We start from the raw sequence: 14521 nt of genomic DNA, 5'->3' as shown, positions 1-14521 counted from the left end.
GGTACGGGCCTCGGCGGGTTCCTGTGGGACCCCCGGCGGGTTCTCGGCGCGCTCAGTGGGATCCTGTGCCCTCCACGGTGAACAGCTCCTCCTCGACATGGCCGAGGGCCAGCCGCAGCGCGCCGGTCGTGATGGCCTCACCGGCCAGCCGGGACAGCTCCACCCGCGGCGGCCGCAGACAGTAGCGGGCCAGTTCACGGCGGAGCGGATCCAGTACGTCGTTCAGCCCGGTGGCCCAGCCACCGACGACCACCAGTTCGGGATCCAGGGCCAGCACCAGTGCCGCCACGTCGTGCACCAGCCGCCGGTTGAACCGGTCCACGGCCTGCCGTGCCCGCGCGTCGCCCTCCCGCGCCAGCGCGAACACCTCCGCCACCGCCGCCTCGTCCAGCGGGTGCAGTGGTTCGCCGGTCGTGGACAGCAGCCGCTCCGGAGTGGCCTCGCGGCCCAGCAGGTGCAGTGCGCCGATCTCTCCGGCCGCGCCGCCGAACCCGCGGTGCAGGCGTCCGCCGATCAGTGAACCGGCCCCCGGGCTCAGCCCGGCCAGGACGAACACCATGTCGCCGGAACCGGCCGCCACTCCCTTCCAGTGCTCGGCCAGCGCGGCGGCGTTCGCGTCGTTCTCCACCAGCACCGGGCAGCGGAACGAGCGCCGCAGCCGTTCGCCCAGGGGCAGTCCGGTCCAGCCCGGCAGCGCCGTGCACAGCCGGACCGTGCCGTCGGACTCCACGATTCCGGGGCTGCCCACCCCCACCGCCCGCAGGGTGCTGCGCGGTACCTCGCAGGTACGCAGCAGTTCGGCGACGGTGCCGCGCACCCGCTCCAGCCGTTCGTCGGCCGTGGCGCGCTCGGACACCTCCCGCCCGAGCGTGCCCAGCCGGTGCCCCGACAGATCGGCGAGGACGGCGGCCACCCGGTGCGGGCCTATCTCGACGCCGAGCAGATGGCCCGCCTCGGCCCGGAAGCGGTAGCGGCGCGCCGGCCGACCCTGCCGCCGGACGTCACCGGGGCCCACCGCCGCCTCGGCCACCAGCCCGGCCGTCACCAGCTGCTCCACCACACCCTCGACCGTCGGCCGGGACAGCTCCGTGGCCTGGGACAGATCGGACAGGGTGGGCGCGCCGTCGGCGGCGCGCAGCGCGCGCAGAACGACGGTGGAGTTGATCCTGCGCAGCAGGGAGGGATCCCTGCCGGTGAGCCGCCCCAACGTCCGCCTCCTGGGAAGTGCGCATCTGTGGGCGGATCGTATCCGGTGAGCGGCAGGGCGGCGAGAGCCGGGGCGGCGAGAGCCAAGGATGGCCCGGCCCCGGCCCGGCCCGCTCAGCCGGGCACGACGAAGCCCGACTCGTAGGCGGTGATCACGGCCTGAGTCCGGTCGCGTGCTCCCAGCTTCGCCAGCACCGAGCTGACGTGCGACTTCACCGTCTCGGTACCCAGCACCAGCCGACCGGCGATCTCCGCGTTCGACAACCCTCGCGCCATCAGCCGCAGCACCTCCTGCTCCCGTACGGTCAGCGCGGCCCGCTCCAGTACCCGCCGGGAGCGTTCGTTGCCGCGTCCGGCGGCCAGCCGCCGCAGAGCGGCGGGAAAGAGCAGTGACTCGCCCTCCGCCACCAGCCGTACCGCGTGCGCGATCTCCGCCGGACGCGCCCGCTTCAACAGGAAGCCGTCCGCCCCGGCACGCAGAGCCTCGTAGACGTAGGCGTCCTCCTCGAAAGTCGTGATCACCAGGATGCCCGGCGGCTCGGGCACCGACCGCAGGACCGCACGAGTCGCCTCGATACCGTCCAGCAGCGGCATCCGCACATCCATGGCCACCACGTCCGGTCGCAGCCTGCGCACCAGTGGGACGACCGCCGCGCCGTCGGCGGCCTCGCCGACGACCTCGATGTCCGGCTGGGCGTCGAGGATCGCCCGCAGCCCGGCGCGTACCAGCTCCTCGTCGTCGACGAGCAGCACCGTGACGGCCATCGCGTCACCCCCGCGCGTATCCGTCGAGGGGGAGGCGGACCTCCAGCCGCCACTCGCCCCCGGCCGGTCCGGCCTCCGCGGTGCCCCCCAGTAGCGCGGCCCGCTCACGGATGCCGTGCAACCCGCTGCCGGTGCCCGGCGGCGGGGACGGCTCGGGCAGCGGATTGCGCACCGCGAGCCGCAGTTCCTTCCCGGCGGCGGCCACCCGCACCGCCACGGGAACCGGGCCCGCGTGCCGCAGCACATTGGTCAGCGCCTCCTGGAGAATGCGGTAGCCCTCCCGGGAGATCACCGCCGGTACGGTGTCCAGACCGCCACCGGTCTCCGCGGTGACCAGGGCACCCGAGGCCCGCGCCGACTCCAGCAGCCGGGAGGCGTCCTCCAGCTTCGGCGGCTTCCCGGCAGCTCGCGCCTCGCCGTCCTCCCGCAGCAGCCGCAGCACCCGCTCCAGGTCTTCCAGGGCCCGCCGGCTGGTCTCCTCTATCGCGGCCAGTGCCCGCTCGGTGAACCGGGCCGACCCGGCGGCCCGGGCCGCGCCCGCCTGGACGACGGTGGCGGTCAGCGCGTGGCCGATGGAGTCGTGCAGTTCGCGGGCGAGCCGGTTGTGCTCGAGCAGCCGCTCGGTGCGCTGCTCCAGGGCGGCCAGCCGTTCGGCCGCCGAGGGCGCCAGCAGCCGTCTGGCCAGGGCGGCCGTCAGCGCCCCCGACGAGACGACCAGCACCAGCAGGAGCAGTGGCGGCAGCGGTGCCAGCAGGACGTACCAGCCGCCGAGGACGAAGGCCAGGTGCCATGCCGGTATGAGCAGCCAGACGGACAGCACCGTCAGCGGCATGCCCAGTGCCACCCGCAGCGCCAGCCACAGCCCCGTGCGCCACCGGTCGGGCCAGGAGGCCGACGGTGTCGCCGCGATGCCCGTCTCCGCGGCATCGGGGCTCAGCGGCTCACGCTGCCCGGGAACGAGCATCAGGCGGGCCTGGATGCCCTCGGCCTGCCGCAGCGCCGGCACCCCCAGACCGAAGACCGCGGCCAGCCCGACGGGCACCGCCAGTGCCCGCAGCCACTGCCAGGCGGGGCCTTCCTCCAGCCCGGGGAAGACCATCATCACGACCATCGCCGCCAGCCCGCCCAGCGCCAGATGCAGCCAGCGGGTGTAGGTGACCGTCCGTGCCGGTGCCTGCACCAGGGCGCGGAGGGGAGCCGGGAGACGAGGGGACATACCCGCCATCGTGCCAGCGCGTGCGATCACCGCGCCTCCCCCGCACGGGGGAGACCGAACCCACGGACGGGGGAAGCGGCGGGGCCCCGCCGGGCGGCAGCGTGGTGGCCATGACCTCGATCGAACTGCGCGAGCTGACCAAGGAGTACGGCAGGGGCGGAAAGGCCGTCCGCGCCCTGGACGGGCTCACCGTGACCATCCGCCCCGGCAGTGTCACCGGCTTCCTCGGTCCCAACGGCGCCGGCAAGTCCACCACCATGCGCCTCGTCCTCGGCCTGGACCGGCCCACCTCGGGCACCGCCCTGCTGGACGGCCGCCCGTACGGGGCGCGCCCCGAACCGCTGCGGCGGGTCGGTGCGCTGCTGGACGCCGGAGCGGCCCACCCCGGGCGCACCGCTCGCGACCATCTGCGCGTCCTGGCGAGCAGCAACCGCATCCCCGGCCGCCGGGTCGCGCAGGTACTGGAGGAGACGGGGATGGCACCCGCCGCCCGGCGCCGGGTGCGGACCTTCTCCCTGGGCATGCGGCAGCGGCTGGGCATAGCCGCCGCGCTGCTGGGGGATCCCCCGGTGCTGCTGCTCGACGAACCGGTCAACGGGCTGGATCCCGAGGGGATGGTCTGGCTGCGCGGGCTGTTGAGACGGCTGGCGGACGAGGGCCGCACGGTGCTGGTCTCCAGCCATCTGATGGGAGAGGTCGCGCGGATCGCCGACCGGGTCGTCGTGCTCGGCGCGGGACGTCTGCTGGCCGACGCGGTGCTGGAGGACTTCCTGCGCGAGCACGGCGACCCGGCGGAGCCGGACTCGCTGGAGGCGGCGTATCTGCGGCTGACCGCCGGCGCCGCGCGGTACCGGACGAGGAAGGAGGCGTGAGGGATGAAGGACGCACCGTTCACCGCCGTACTCCGGTCGGAATGGCTCAAGGTCCGGACAACGCCCTCGCTGGCGGGCGGCCTCCTGGCCGTCCTGGCCGTCACGGTCGGCGTCGGCGCCCTGGTCACCGGCCTTCTCGGTGAGGCCGAGAGCGACAACCCGGGCTTCGAGCCGGTCTCCTTCGCCTTCTTCGGGCTCAACTTCGGTCAGGTGGCCGCGATCTGCTTCGGTGTGCTGGCCGTCGCGGGGGAGTACGGCCACGGCACCATCCGTCTTTCACTGGCGGCCGTGCCCTCCCGGGAGAAGTTCTACGGTGCCAAGCTCACCGTTCTCGGCGGCCTCGCCCTCGTCGTCGGCCTGCCCGCCGGTCTGATCACCGTGGCGGTCGGCCAGGCACTGCTGGGTGAACACGGAGCCGGGATCGGTGATCCCGGAGTGCTGCGGGCCGGGATCGGCTGCGGGATATACCTGAGCCTGCTGACCTTGCTGTCGGCCGGGGTCGCCACAGTACTGCGGAGCACGGCCGGCGCGCTGGGAACGCTCGTGCCGCTGATCTTTCTGATATCGCCGGTGGTGGGCCCGGACGCGTGGTTCCTGCCGGACCGGGCCGGGCAGCAGGTGCTGCATCCGGTGCCCGAGGGGCCGCTGGGGGCGTGGAGCGGGATGGCGGTGATGGCCCTCTGGACGGCGGCGGCCCTCTGCGCGGGGCTGGCCGTACTGCGCCGCCGTGATGCCTGACGGTGGTGGACACGCCCGACGGCGACCCCGGCGGTGACAGGGCCGGGGCCGCCTCGGTCAGGAGGGGGCGCCGAAGGCGGCGGACCGCAGTCGGCCGAACTCCTCGGCCATCGTATCCAGCGTCCAGTGGGCGTTGAGCCCGCTGGGGTTGGGCAGCACCCAGATCCGGGTGTCACCGATCAATGCCTCCTGCGGGCCGATCCGCGCCTTCTTGTCGCCGAAGGCGGCCCGGTATGCGGTCACCCCGACCACCGCCAGCCACGCCGGGCGCAGCCGGGCGACCTTCTCGGTCAGCACCCGCCCGCCCTCGGTGTACTCCTCGGCGGTCAGTTCGTCGGCGCGGGCGGTGGGCCGGGGCGAGATGTTGGTGATGCCCAGGCCGTACTCCAGCAGCTCGCGCTGTTCGGACGGCTTCAGCCGTCTTGGGGTGAAGCCGGAGGCGTGCAGCACCGGCCAGAAGCGGTTGCCGGGATGGGCGAAGTGGTGCCCCAGCCGGGCGGTCGTCAGTCCGGGGTTTATCCCGCAGAACAGCACCCGCAGCTCCTCGGCCACCACATCCGGGACGGTACGGGCACGCAGCTGCTCCATCTCCTCCCCGGACATCCCCCTTCCCGGGGGCGTCCCGGGGGTCAGAGGATCGCCCCGGGAGTGTAGGCGGCGGCCTCCGGACGGCGCTTGGCGATCTCCTCGATCCGGGCCACCACCGAGGCGACCTGGTCACCGGCGGCACCGGTGAAGGACAGCCGGTCGGCCAGCAGGGCGTCGAGCTGCCCCCGGTCCAGCGGGAGACGCTCGTCGGCGGCGAGCCGGTCCAGCAGTTCGTTGCGCTCGGCCCCCTCGCGCAGCGCCAGCGCCGAGGCGACCGCGTGCTCCTTGATGGCCTCGTGGGCACTCTCCCGGCCCACCCCGGCCCGTACAGCGCCCATCAGCACCTTGGTGGTGGCGAGGAACGGCAGGTAGCGGTCCAGTTCCCGGGCCACGACCGCAGGGAACGCGCCGAACTCGTCCAGCACCGTCAGGAAGGTCTCCAGCAGGCCGTCGAGGGCGAAGAAGGCGTCCGGCAGGGCGACCCGGCGCACCACCGAGCAGGAGACGTCGCCCTCGTTCCACTGGTCGCCCGCCAGCTCCCCGGCCATGGAGGCGTAACCGCGCAGGACGACGGCCAGTCCGTTGACGCGCTCGCAGGAGCGGGTGTTCATCTTGTGCGGCATCGCCGAGGAACCGACCTGGCCCGGCTTGAAGCCCTCGGTGACCAGCTCGTGGCCCGCCATCAGCCGGATCGTCCTCGCCAGGGAGGAGGGCGCCGCGGCCAACTGGACCAGCGCGGTCACCACCTCGTAGTCCAGCGACCGCGGATAGACCTGGCCGACGGAGGTGAAGGTGCGCCCGAAGCCCAGATGGGCGGCGATCCGCCGCTCCAGCTCGGCCAGTTTCTCCCCGTCCCCGCCCAGCAGGTCCAGCATGTCCTGGGCGGTGCCCACCGGGCCCTTGACGCCGCGCAGCGGGTAGCGGGCCAGCAGCTCCTCCAGCCGGGCGTACGCCACCAGCAGCTCGTCGGCCGCGGTCGCGAAGCGCTTGCCGAGCGTGGTGGCCTGCGCGGCGACATTGTGGGATCGGCCGGCCATCACCAGTTCGGAGTGCTCGGCGGCCAGCCTGCCGAGCCGGGCCAGCGCGGCGACGGCGCGGTCGCGCACCAGCTCCAGCGACAGCCGGATCTGCAGCTGCTCGACGTTCTCGGTCAGATCGCGGGAGGTCATGCCCTTGTGCACATGCTCATGTCCGGCCAGCGCGTTGAACTCCTCGATCCGCGCCTTCACATCGTGCCGGGTGACCTTCTCGCGCTCGGCGATCGAGACGAGGTCGACCTCCTCCAGCACCCGCTCGTAGTCGGCCAGCGCCGCCTCGGGCACCTCGATGCCCAGGTCCCGCTGGGCCCGCAGCACGGCCAGCCACAACCGCCGCTCCAGCACCACCTTGTGTTCGGGAGACCACAGACGGGCCAGCTCCGCGGAGGCGTAGCGGTTGGCCAGGACATTGGGGATGCGCGGCTTGTCAGTCACACCCGGGGATTCTACGGGGTGTCCTCGCAGGCCAGGGGCCTCAGTCCGGACACCGGACCTCCCTCCCGGTCCGGTACCGGGACCGGTGCCGGACCCGGTGCCGGTGCCGGATCCAGCGGTGCCAGCTCGGGCCGCTTGGGCAGGCGCCCGTCGCCCGAGGACCTGCCGGTCAGCCGGCGGCCGATCCACGGCAGCAGATGCCGCCGGGCGAAGCGCAGGTCGGCGGTGCGGCGCCGGTACCAGCCGGGCAGTACGGCCGGTGGCAGGGCGGCGTGCCAGTCCGTCTCGGCCTCGTGCCCCAGCCGCTGCCAGACGGCCTCGGCCACCCGCTCGTGCCCTTCGGAGGACAGATGCAGCCGGTCCTCGGCCCACAGCCGGGGATCACCCAGCGCCGCACAGCCGTACAGGTCGACCACCAGCGCCCCGTGTTCCTCGGCCAGGACGTCGATGAAGTCGAACAACTGCTCCATGCGGACCCGGTACCGCTCCAGCACCGGTCCGCGCCGTCCGGGGCTGCGCATCAGCACCAGCTGTCCGCAGTTCGGGGCGAGCTTGGCGACCGACTCCGCCAGCAGCCCGCACACCCGTCCCATGTCGCACTTCGGGCGCAGCACGTCGTTGAGACCGCCGACCAGCGTCACCAGGTCCGCGCCCAGCGCGGCGGCGACGTCCACCTGCTCGTCGGCGATCTGCCCGATCAGCTTTCCGCGCACTGCCAGATTGGCGTACCGGAAGCCCTCGGTGCGGGCGGCCAGCCGGGCGGCGAGCAGGTCGGCCCAGCCCCGGTAGCCGCCGTCCGGCAGCGGATCCGACATGCCCTCGGTGAAGGAGTCCCCCAGGGCGACGAAGCTGGTGATGACGGGCGGGGCGGGCACTTCGGGTGTGCTGTCAGGTGAGCTGTCCATGGCGCAGGCCATGGTAACCAACCGCCCGGTACGCGCCCCGGCCCGCCGCCTCCCGTCGTCACCGTCCGGTCGTCACCGTCCGGTTCTCACCAACCGGCTACCTGCCCACCAGCTCGCGCAGCACGTCCTCCATGGTGACCAGCCCGACCGCACGCCCGTCCGTACCGATCACCGCCGCCAGATGCGTACCGCTGCTGCGCATCGCGCCCAGCACGTCGTCCAGCGGAGTGGTCGCCCGCACCCGGGCGATGGGCCGCAGCGCGGAGGCCGGGAACGGCGCCTCGCGGTGCACGGCGTCGAGCGCGTCCTTGACATGCAGGTAGCCCAGCGCCCGGCCGCCGTCGTCCACCACGGGGAAACGGGAGAAGCCGCTGCGCGAGGAGAGCTGCTCCAGGCCCTCGGCGGTGACCCCGAGCTGGGCGGAGACCACGCGCTCGGTGGGCCGTACCACCTCGGCGACCGGGCGGCGCCCCAGCTCCAGCGCGTCGCGCAGCCGCTCCGTCGCGCGCTCGTCCAGCAGCCCGGCCTCGCTGGAGTCCGCCACCAGCCGCGCCAGCTCGTCGTCGGAGTACGTCGCGGACACCTCGTCCTTGGGCTCCACCCGCAGCAGCTTCAGCAGGGCGTTTGCCAGCGTGTTGATGCCGAAGATCACCGGACGCAGGGTCCGGGTGAGGCCCACCAGCGGCGGGCCCAGCAGCAGCGCGGTGCGCTCGGGCGCCGCCAGCGCGATGTTCTTCGGCACCATCTCGCCGAACAGCATGTGCAGATAGGTCGCCACCGCCAGCGCGATCACGAAGGCGATCGGATGGATGAGGCCGTCCGGTACGCCCGCGAGGTGGAACGCCGGTTCCAGCAGGTGTGCGATCGCGGGTTCGGCGACGACGCCCAGCACCAGCGTGCACAGGGTGATGCCCAGCTGTGCCGCGGCCATCAGGGCCGACACGTGCTCCAGGCCCCACACCACGCTGCGCGCCCGTTTCTCGCCCCGTTCGGCGAGCGGTTCGATCTGGCTGCGCCGTACGGAGATCATCGCGAACTCGGCGCCCACGAAGAAGGCGTTGGCGACCAGGGTCAGCAGACCGATCAGCAGTTGGACGGCGGTCACCGGCGCACCCCCCGGTCGTCATGGGCCCGCTCCCCGCGTTCCCGTTCGTGTTCCCGCTCCTCGCGGCCCCGGCCGCCGGAAACGGCGCCGGCGGTCTCGGCGCCGTGATGGCGGCCGCCGCTGTAGTGGTGTTCGGCGCCGTAGGCGTCGTGGTCCCGCTCCGCCGGAGCGGTCAGCCGCACATGGGCGGCCCGCCGCCCGGACGCGTCCACGACCTGGAGCCGCCAGTCGGCCACCTCCAGGATGTCGCCCACCACCGGGATCCGCCCCAGTACGGTGGCGACCAGCCCGGCCAGGGTCTCGTACGGGCCCTCCGGAGCGCGCAGTCCGATGGTCTCGAGCTGGTCGGTACGGGCCGCGCCGTCCGCGTCGTAGACCATGCGGCCCTGCCCGTCCTCGCCCGCCGGGACGAGGTCGGGGGTCTGGAGCGGGTCGTGCTCGTCGCGGACCTCTCCCACGACCTCCTCGATGATGTCCTCCAGGGTGGCGACTCCGGCGGTGCCGCCGTACTCGTCGATCACCACGGCGATGCTGTTCTTCCCCGACAACCGGTCCAGCAGCCGGTCGACGGTCAGCGACTCCGGCACCAGGACCGGCTCGCGCAGCAGCTCCCTGACCGGGTGGTGGGGGCGGCGGTCGGCGGGCACGGCGAGCACGTCCTTGATGTGGGCGATGCCGACCACGGTGTCGAGGTTGCCGCGGTAGACGGGGAAGCGGGACAGCCCGGTCGCCCGGGCGGCGTTCGCCACGTCCTGGGCGGTGGTGTGCTCCTCCAGCGCCGTCACCTGCACCCGCGGTGTCATCACGCTCTGCGCGGTCAGCTCGGCCAGCTGGATGGTGCGGACGAACAGCTCGGCGGTGTCCGCCTCCAGCGCGCCCTCCTTCGCCGAGTGGCGGGCGAGCGCGACCAGCTCCTGGGCGGAGCGGGCCGAGGCCAGCTCCTCGGTGGGTTCCAGGTCCAGCCGGTGCAGCACCCGGTTCGCGGTGTTGTTCAGATGGGTGATCAACGGCCGGAAGGCGGCGCTGAAGCCGCGCTGGGCCACGGCGATCCTGCGGGCCACCGGCAGCGGCCGGGAGATCGCCCAGTTCTTCGGCACCAGTTCGCCGACGACCATCAGTACGACGGTGGACAGCGCGGTGCCCAGGACCAGGGCCACCGAGGAGGCCGCGGAATCGGGCAGCCCGGCGGCCCCCAGCGGGCCGGCCAGCAGCCGGGCGGTCGAGGGTTCGGCGAGCATGCCGATGATCAGCCCGGTCACGGTGATGCCGAGCTGGGCGCCGGAGAGCTGGAAGGTGAGCGACCGCACCGCCTTGAGCGCGCTGTCCGCGCCCGGCTCGCCGCGTTCGGCGGACCGCTCCAGTTCGCTGCGCTCCACGGTGGTCAGCGAGAACTCGGCCGCGACGAAGACGGCACACGCCAGGGTCAGCAGCAGGGCCAGCAGCAGAAGGAGGACTTCGGTCATGAGGTCACCTCCGCCCCATGATCCGAGAACGCGGGGCGTTCCGCGCGGTGGTCGTGGCCGGTTCTACTACTGGGAGGCTCGCCCATGGGCGGACGTTCACACACCTTTCTTTCGCACACGCGGGGCACCGCGCGATGGACTGTCCATCGTAAGCGAGCCGCCGCCCGTTGCCCGGTGCGGTGCCCGGCTCAGTGACCGGCGCGGTCCGGCGGCAGCGGCTCCACCGGTCCTGCCGCGCGTACCCCGCGGCGCGCCACGCCCGGTGGGCGAGTTCGTTGTGGTCGAGCACCATGGCGTCGGCGCGCCGGCCGCCCAGCGCGGCGAACCGCTCCCCGGCCGCGGCCGGCAGGGCCGAGGCCACCCCGCGGCGCCGGTGCGACGGACGGACCGCGAGCCGGTACAGATGGCACCGCCAGCCGTCGAAGCCCGCGATCACCGTGCCCACCAGGAGTCCCCCGTGCTCGGCCGGCAGCAGCGCCCGGGGGCCCCGCTCGATCAGGCGGGCCACGCCCGCCCGGTCGTCGCTGACGCTCGTCCCCTCGGCGGCCTCCTTCCGGAAGACCGGCACGGTGTCGATGTCCGCCTCGACGGCCGTGCGTATCCGGAGTCCGGCGGCGTGCGGGGAATCGCTCACAGCGGCATTCCAGCACCGGCCGGGGCAGGGCGTGCGGGGTTTCACCATGCGGGCGACGGGTCGGGGCGGTCAGGTGCCCCGCAGCTCCCTGATCACCGGGGCGAAGGCCTCCAGAGCCGGCTCGTGCACGCAGAAGTAGGTGAAACCGTAGCGCTCGCGGTGGGCGAGCACCTGACCGGCCATCTCCGCGGTACTGCCGCACAGGAGGGCGGGATGCTCCAGGAGCTCGTCCTCGGACAGCCCCATGGCGTGCGGGACCAGCTCGCGGGCCGCGGCGCGCCGGTCGTCGGTGACCGCCACCCGCTGGACCAGGAAGTTCAGCTCGGCGGGCGCCTCCCGGGCGGCGGCGTGGCGCCGGTAGGCGGCCACCCGCTGCTCCAGCTCGTCGGGGGAGAGCAACCGCAGCACGCCGTCCGGCGCGCCGGGCAGCTGCCGTCCGCCGGTGAGGGAGACGATCTCCGCACGGCGGGCGGCCAGTGCCAGCACCCGGTCGCCGTTGCCGCCGATCAGCAGCGGCGGCCGGGGGCGCTGCACGGACGCCGGTGTGTGCCCGGGGTCGGCCAGCAGCCGCTCCAGTTCGCCGACGGCGTGTTCCAGGTGGTCCACCCGCTCGCCCGGCGATCCCCAGGGCAGACCGGCGCGCTCGTACTCGGAGCGCACGTACCCGGTGCCCAGGCCCACCTCCAGACGACCGCCGGTGAGCCGGTCGCAGGTGGCGATCTCGCGGGCGAGGAGGGCGGGGTTCCACAAGCCCGCGTTGAGGACGAAGGTGCCCACCCGGGGCCGTTCGGTCGCCTCGGCCGCGGCGACCAGGGCCGGGAAGGGCGCGGGCGCGCCCAGGTGATCGGGTACCAGCAGCACGTCATAGCCCAGTTCCTCGGCGCGGCGGCACTTGTCGCGCCAGCTGTCGCCGGAGTCGACGGCGGCGAGGTTGACGCCGAAGCGGAACGGTCGGGGCATGCGGTTCTTCTCCTCGGGGACGGAGGTTCAGGGTCGGGAACGGGGACTCGTCGCCCGGAGCCCGGGGAGCCGGCCTCAGGCCCGCCGGGTGGGTTCGAAGCGCTTCATGCGCTCCAGTACCGCCTCCGCGTCCGGCTCGGGCATCTCGTCGACGATCCGTCCGTCGGCGAGGAAGAGCACCAGGTCGGAGTGGGCCGCGGCGCGCGGGTCATGGGTCACCATCACCACCGTCTGCCCCAGCTCGTCCACGGCCCGCCGCAGGAACCGCAGCAGTTCCAGACCGGAGCGCGAGTCGAGGTTTCCGGTCGGCTCGTCCGCGAAGACCAGCCGGGGCCGGGAGGCCAGCGCGCGGGCGCACGCCACCCGCTGCTGCTGGCCGCCGGAGAGCTGCGACGGCCGGTGTCCCAGGCGGTCCCGCAGCCGGAGCGTGTCGATCACCGTTTCCAGCCACTGCGGATCCGGCCGGCGGCCCGCGATGTCCATGGGCAGGGTGATGTTCTCCTCGGCGGTCAGGGTGGGCAGCAGGTTGAACGACTGGAACACGAAGCCGATCTCGTCCCGCCGCAGCTTCGTCAGCGCCCGGTCGCCGAGCCCGGTGATCTCCGTGTCACCGACCCACACCTGCCCGCGGGTGACCGTGTCCAGTCCGGCCAGACAGTGCATCAGCGTCGACTTCCCCGAACCGGACGGGCCCATCACCGCCGTGAAGCGGCCCTCGGCGATGTCGACGTCCACGTCGTCCAGCGCCACCACGGTCGCCTCGCCGCTGCCGTACGTCTTGGTCAGGCCACGGCCCCGGGCGGCGATCCGCCCGTTCCCCGGGGCCCGTCGTGTCTTCTCCGCTGCGGTGGACACCGCACCTCCCGGTCTCGCGGGTCTTACGGACGGCTCCCCCGCGGGGAGCCGAGACCAGTGCACTACCCGGTGTGCGGACATCCATCCACCGTGCAGGTCCACGGGGCGCGCCCCGCCGTTCCGGCCGCGCCCCTGCGGTGTCAGGGCCGCCGGGCGCGGCCCAGCACATGTGCCGAGACCGGGGTCGGCACACCGCCCGGCGGCACCCGCAGCCGCCGGTGGGAGAGCGGGGCGAATCCCGCCGCTGTGATCGCGGCGACCGTGTCCCGGCCGGTGTGGCAGCCGCCGAACAGCCGCGGCCACACCGTGCGGTCCAGCGCCCGCTGCAACAGGACCGCCGTACGGGCCCCGGCCCGGACGTGCTCGTAGAAGCGCAGCTCACCGCCCGGCCGCAGCACCCGCCGCAGCTCCGCCAGAGCGCGGGCCGGATCACCGACCGAGCACAGCACCAGCGACACCACGGCCGCGTCGAACTCGCCGTCCTCCGCCGGCAGCGCCTCCGCCACGCCCGGCACCACCGTGACCGGGACGGCGGCGCGCCGCGCGGCCTCCTCGGCCGACCGCCGCAGCCGGGGCTCCGGCTCGACCGCCACCAGTTCGCGTACGTCCGCCGGGCAGTGGGCGAAGTTCAGACCGCTGCCCGCCCCGACCTCGATCACCCGGCCCGACAGCCCGGCCAGCAGTTCGGCGCGGTGCGCCCCCAGCCCCGCCCGCTCGTCCAGTGCCGGGGCGAAGCGGGCGTAGTAGCGCGCGAACAGTGGATGGTGCACGGGGCCGCGCCGGGAGTCCTCGCGGTGGAAGGGGGTGCTGCCGCCGGGTGCCGTCATGGGAGCCCTCCGGTCGGGACGGGGGTCGGTAGAGGAAGACGGGACAAGGAAGCCGGAAAGGGATGGGGAGTGTGTCAGCACGTCCCAGTGTCGCCCCGGGGGATCCGGAGCAGTGGCGGCGAGTCCGCCACCGGTCCGGCCGGGCCCGCCGCGGACGGTTCCGCACCCGCCCAGACACCGCCGAACTCCGGGGACAGCCAGTGCGCGGCCCGCGCCCGGAAGACCGCGGGCGGCAGGGCACCCGCACCACTGGGCAGCAGTCCGGCCAGGGGCGCGCCCGCCGCCACCGGAAGATCGGCCAGGTTGCAGCGGGCCGCCAGATCCGGCTCGCGCGGCCAGCTCCCGACCACCACCCCGGCGCACTCCAGCCGCCGGGACCGCAGCGCCTCCGCCGTCAGCGCCGTGGCGTTCAGCGTGCCCAGCCCGGCCGCGGCGACCACCAGCACCGGCGCCCCGAGCAGTTCCGCGACGTCGGCCAGGGTCGCTCCCCGCCCGTCGAAGCGCACCAGCAGCCCGCCCGCGCCCTCGACCAGCACCAGGTCGTGCTCCTTCGCCAGCGTCCGTGCCGCCTCCGCGGCCTCCCCGGGGCCCACCGGGGGCAGACCGGCGCGGCGCGCCGCGGTCTCGGGCGCCAGCGGATCGGGGTAGCGGGCGAGCTCCACGGCGGTCACCCCCGCACCCGCCAGCCGCCGCGCCTCGGCGGCGTCCCCCGGCTCGTCCCCGGCGACCCCGGTCTGCGCGGGTTTGAGCACGGCCACCGAACGGCCCGCCGCCACCGCCGCGGCGGCCAGTGCCGCCACGGTCACGGTCTTGCCGACCTCCGTACCCGTCCCGGTGACGACCAGTACCGACATCTCCCGTGCCTCTTCCCGCGCTCTCGATCCGTGCTTCCGTGCCTCCGGCGCTTCCGGAGCG

14 protein-coding genes and 1 pseudogene are annotated in these 14521 nt (G+C 74.0%); 2 read left to right on the top strand and 13 right to left on the bottom strand.

Translation table 11 applies throughout. The features are described 5' to 3' along the window. Positions 1-52: 52 nt before the first annotated feature. The 3 genes from V1L54_RS13080 to V1L54_RS13070 form a co-directional block, all read right to left on the bottom strand. Positions 53-1207, bottom strand: coding sequence for an ROK family transcriptional regulator (locus V1L54_RS13080; RefSeq protein ID WP_330118141.1), 1155 nt, complete (start codon positions 1205-1207; stop codon positions 53-55). A gap of 113 nt (positions 1208-1320) precedes the next feature. Further along, entirely contained in the window at positions 1321-1971 is a 651-nt protein-coding gene (locus tag V1L54_RS13075; RefSeq protein ID WP_330118140.1) for a response regulator transcription factor, read from the bottom strand. A gap of 4 nt (positions 1972-1975) precedes the next feature. Continuing rightward, a complete protein-coding gene (locus tag V1L54_RS13070) occupies positions 1976-3196 on the bottom strand; it encodes a sensor histidine kinase (protein ID WP_330118207.1) in 1221 nt (406 codons plus the stop codon). A 101-nt stretch (positions 3197-3297) separates the two neighbouring features. On the opposite strand from V1L54_RS13070, the gene V1L54_RS13065 reads away from it, so the two are divergent. Together V1L54_RS13065 and V1L54_RS13060 are read left to right on the top strand one after the other, a co-directional pair. Next, positions 3298-4059 (top strand): ABC transporter ATP-binding protein, encoded by a 762-nt coding sequence (locus V1L54_RS13065; RefSeq protein WP_330118139.1) that lies wholly within the window; start codon positions 3298-3300, stop codon positions 4057-4059. Between the two features lie 3 nt (positions 4060-4062). Continuing rightward, complete coding sequence (locus V1L54_RS13060) at positions 4063-4797, top strand: ABC-2 transporter permease family protein (RefSeq protein ID WP_330118138.1); 735 nt, start codon at positions 4063-4065, stop codon at positions 4795-4797. Positions 4798-4854: 57 nt separating this feature from the next. Here the strand turns inward: V1L54_RS13060 and mug are convergent, their stop codons facing one another. The 10 genes and pseudogenes from mug to bioD all read right to left on the bottom strand — a co-directional run bounded on the left by mug (position 4855) and on the right by bioD (position 14460). Beyond that, the gene (mug, locus tag V1L54_RS13055) at positions 4855-5385 is read right to left on the bottom strand and encodes a G/U mismatch-specific DNA glycosylase (protein WP_443076613.1); all 531 of its coding nucleotides are present in this window, start codon (positions 5383-5385) and stop codon (positions 4855-4857) included. 41 nt (positions 5386-5426) lie between these two features. Then, entirely contained in the window at positions 5427-6857 is a 1431-nt protein-coding gene (purB, locus tag V1L54_RS13050) for an adenylosuccinate lyase (protein WP_330118136.1), read from the bottom strand. Positions 6858-6868: 11 nt separating this feature from the next. Beyond that, positions 6869-7762, bottom strand: coding sequence for an SGNH/GDSL hydrolase family protein (locus V1L54_RS13045; protein ID WP_330118135.1), 894 nt, complete (start codon positions 7760-7762; stop codon positions 6869-6871). Between the two features lie 97 nt (positions 7763-7859). Then, positions 7860-8867, bottom strand: a complete 1008-nt coding sequence (locus V1L54_RS13040; protein WP_330118134.1) for a hemolysin family protein — start codon at positions 8865-8867, stop codon at positions 7860-7862. Further along, positions 8864-10330 carry a hemolysin family protein gene (locus tag V1L54_RS13035; RefSeq protein WP_330118133.1) on the bottom strand — a complete coding sequence of 489 codons (1467 nt, stop codon included), beginning with the start codon at positions 10328-10330 and terminating at the stop codon, positions 8864-8866. Before V1L54_RS13035 ends, V1L54_RS13040 begins: the two co-directional genes overlap by 4 nt. Positions 10331-10544: 214 nt before the next feature. Then, positions 10545-10964 (bottom strand): annotated as a pseudogene (locus tag V1L54_RS13030) (GNAT family N-acetyltransferase); the annotation flags it as partial. Between the two features lie 69 nt (positions 10965-11033). Beyond that, positions 11034-11924, bottom strand: coding sequence for an LLM class F420-dependent oxidoreductase (locus V1L54_RS13025; protein ID WP_330118132.1), 891 nt, complete (start codon positions 11922-11924; stop codon positions 11034-11036). Between the two features lie 75 nt (positions 11925-11999). After that, a complete protein-coding gene (locus V1L54_RS13020; RefSeq protein WP_330118131.1) occupies positions 12000-12779 on the bottom strand; it encodes an ABC transporter ATP-binding protein in 780 nt (259 codons plus the stop codon). Between the two features lie 140 nt (positions 12780-12919). Next, on the bottom strand, positions 12920-13606 hold the full coding sequence (locus V1L54_RS13015; RefSeq protein WP_330118130.1) for a class I SAM-dependent methyltransferase: 687 nt from the start codon (positions 13604-13606) through the stop codon (positions 12920-12922). A 74-nt stretch (positions 13607-13680) separates the two neighbouring features. Further along, on the bottom strand, positions 13681-14460 hold the full coding sequence (bioD, locus tag V1L54_RS13010) for a dethiobiotin synthase (protein WP_330118129.1): 780 nt from the start codon (positions 14458-14460) through the stop codon (positions 13681-13683). Positions 14461-14521 lie beyond the last annotated feature (61 nt).

The sequence above is a fragment of the Streptomyces rubellus genome (assembly GCF_036323805.1).
Lineage (GTDB): Bacteria > Actinomycetota > Actinomycetes > Streptomycetales > Streptomycetaceae > Streptomyces.
Note: the sequence above shows the minus strand (reverse complement) of the source record. Positions and strands in the feature narration are given on the sequence as shown.

Bases quoted from the DNA above. Each gene is read 5' to 3' on its own strand.
- V1L54_RS13025 (WP_330118132.1), bottom strand. From the start codon at position 11,924: ATGCCCCGACCGTTCCGCTTCGGCGTCAACCTCGCCGCCGTCGACTCC.
- V1L54_RS13015 (WP_330118130.1), bottom strand. From the start codon at position 13,606: ATGACGGCACCCGGCGGCAGCACCCCCTTCCACCGCGAGGACTCCCGG.
- V1L54_RS13035 (WP_330118133.1), bottom strand. From the start codon at position 10,330: ATGACCGAAGTCCTCCTTCTGCTGCTGGCCCTGCTGCTGACCCTGGCG.
- V1L54_RS13060 (WP_330118138.1), top strand. From the start codon at position 4,063: ATGAAGGACGCACCGTTCACCGCCGTACTCCGGTCGGAATGGCTCAAG.
- V1L54_RS13065 (WP_330118139.1), top strand. From the start codon at position 3,298: ATGACCTCGATCGAACTGCGCGAGCTGACCAAGGAGTACGGCAGGGGC.
- V1L54_RS13045 (WP_330118135.1), bottom strand. From the start codon at position 7,762: ATGGACAGCTCACCTGACAGCACACCCGAAGTGCCCGCCCCGCCCGTC.
- V1L54_RS13070 (WP_330118207.1), bottom strand. From the start codon at position 3,196: ATGGCGGGTATGTCCCCTCGTCTCCCGGCTCCCCTCCGCGCCCTGGTG.
- bioD (WP_330118129.1), bottom strand. From the start codon at position 14,460: ATGTCGGTACTGGTCGTCACCGGGACGGGTACGGAGGTCGGCAAGACC.
- mug (WP_443076613.1), bottom strand. From the start codon at position 5,385: ATGGAGCAGCTGCGTGCCCGTACCGTCCCGGATGTGGTGGCCGAGGAG.
- V1L54_RS13075 (WP_330118140.1), bottom strand. From the start codon at position 1,971: ATGGCCGTCACGGTGCTGCTCGTCGACGACGAGGAGCTGGTACGCGCC.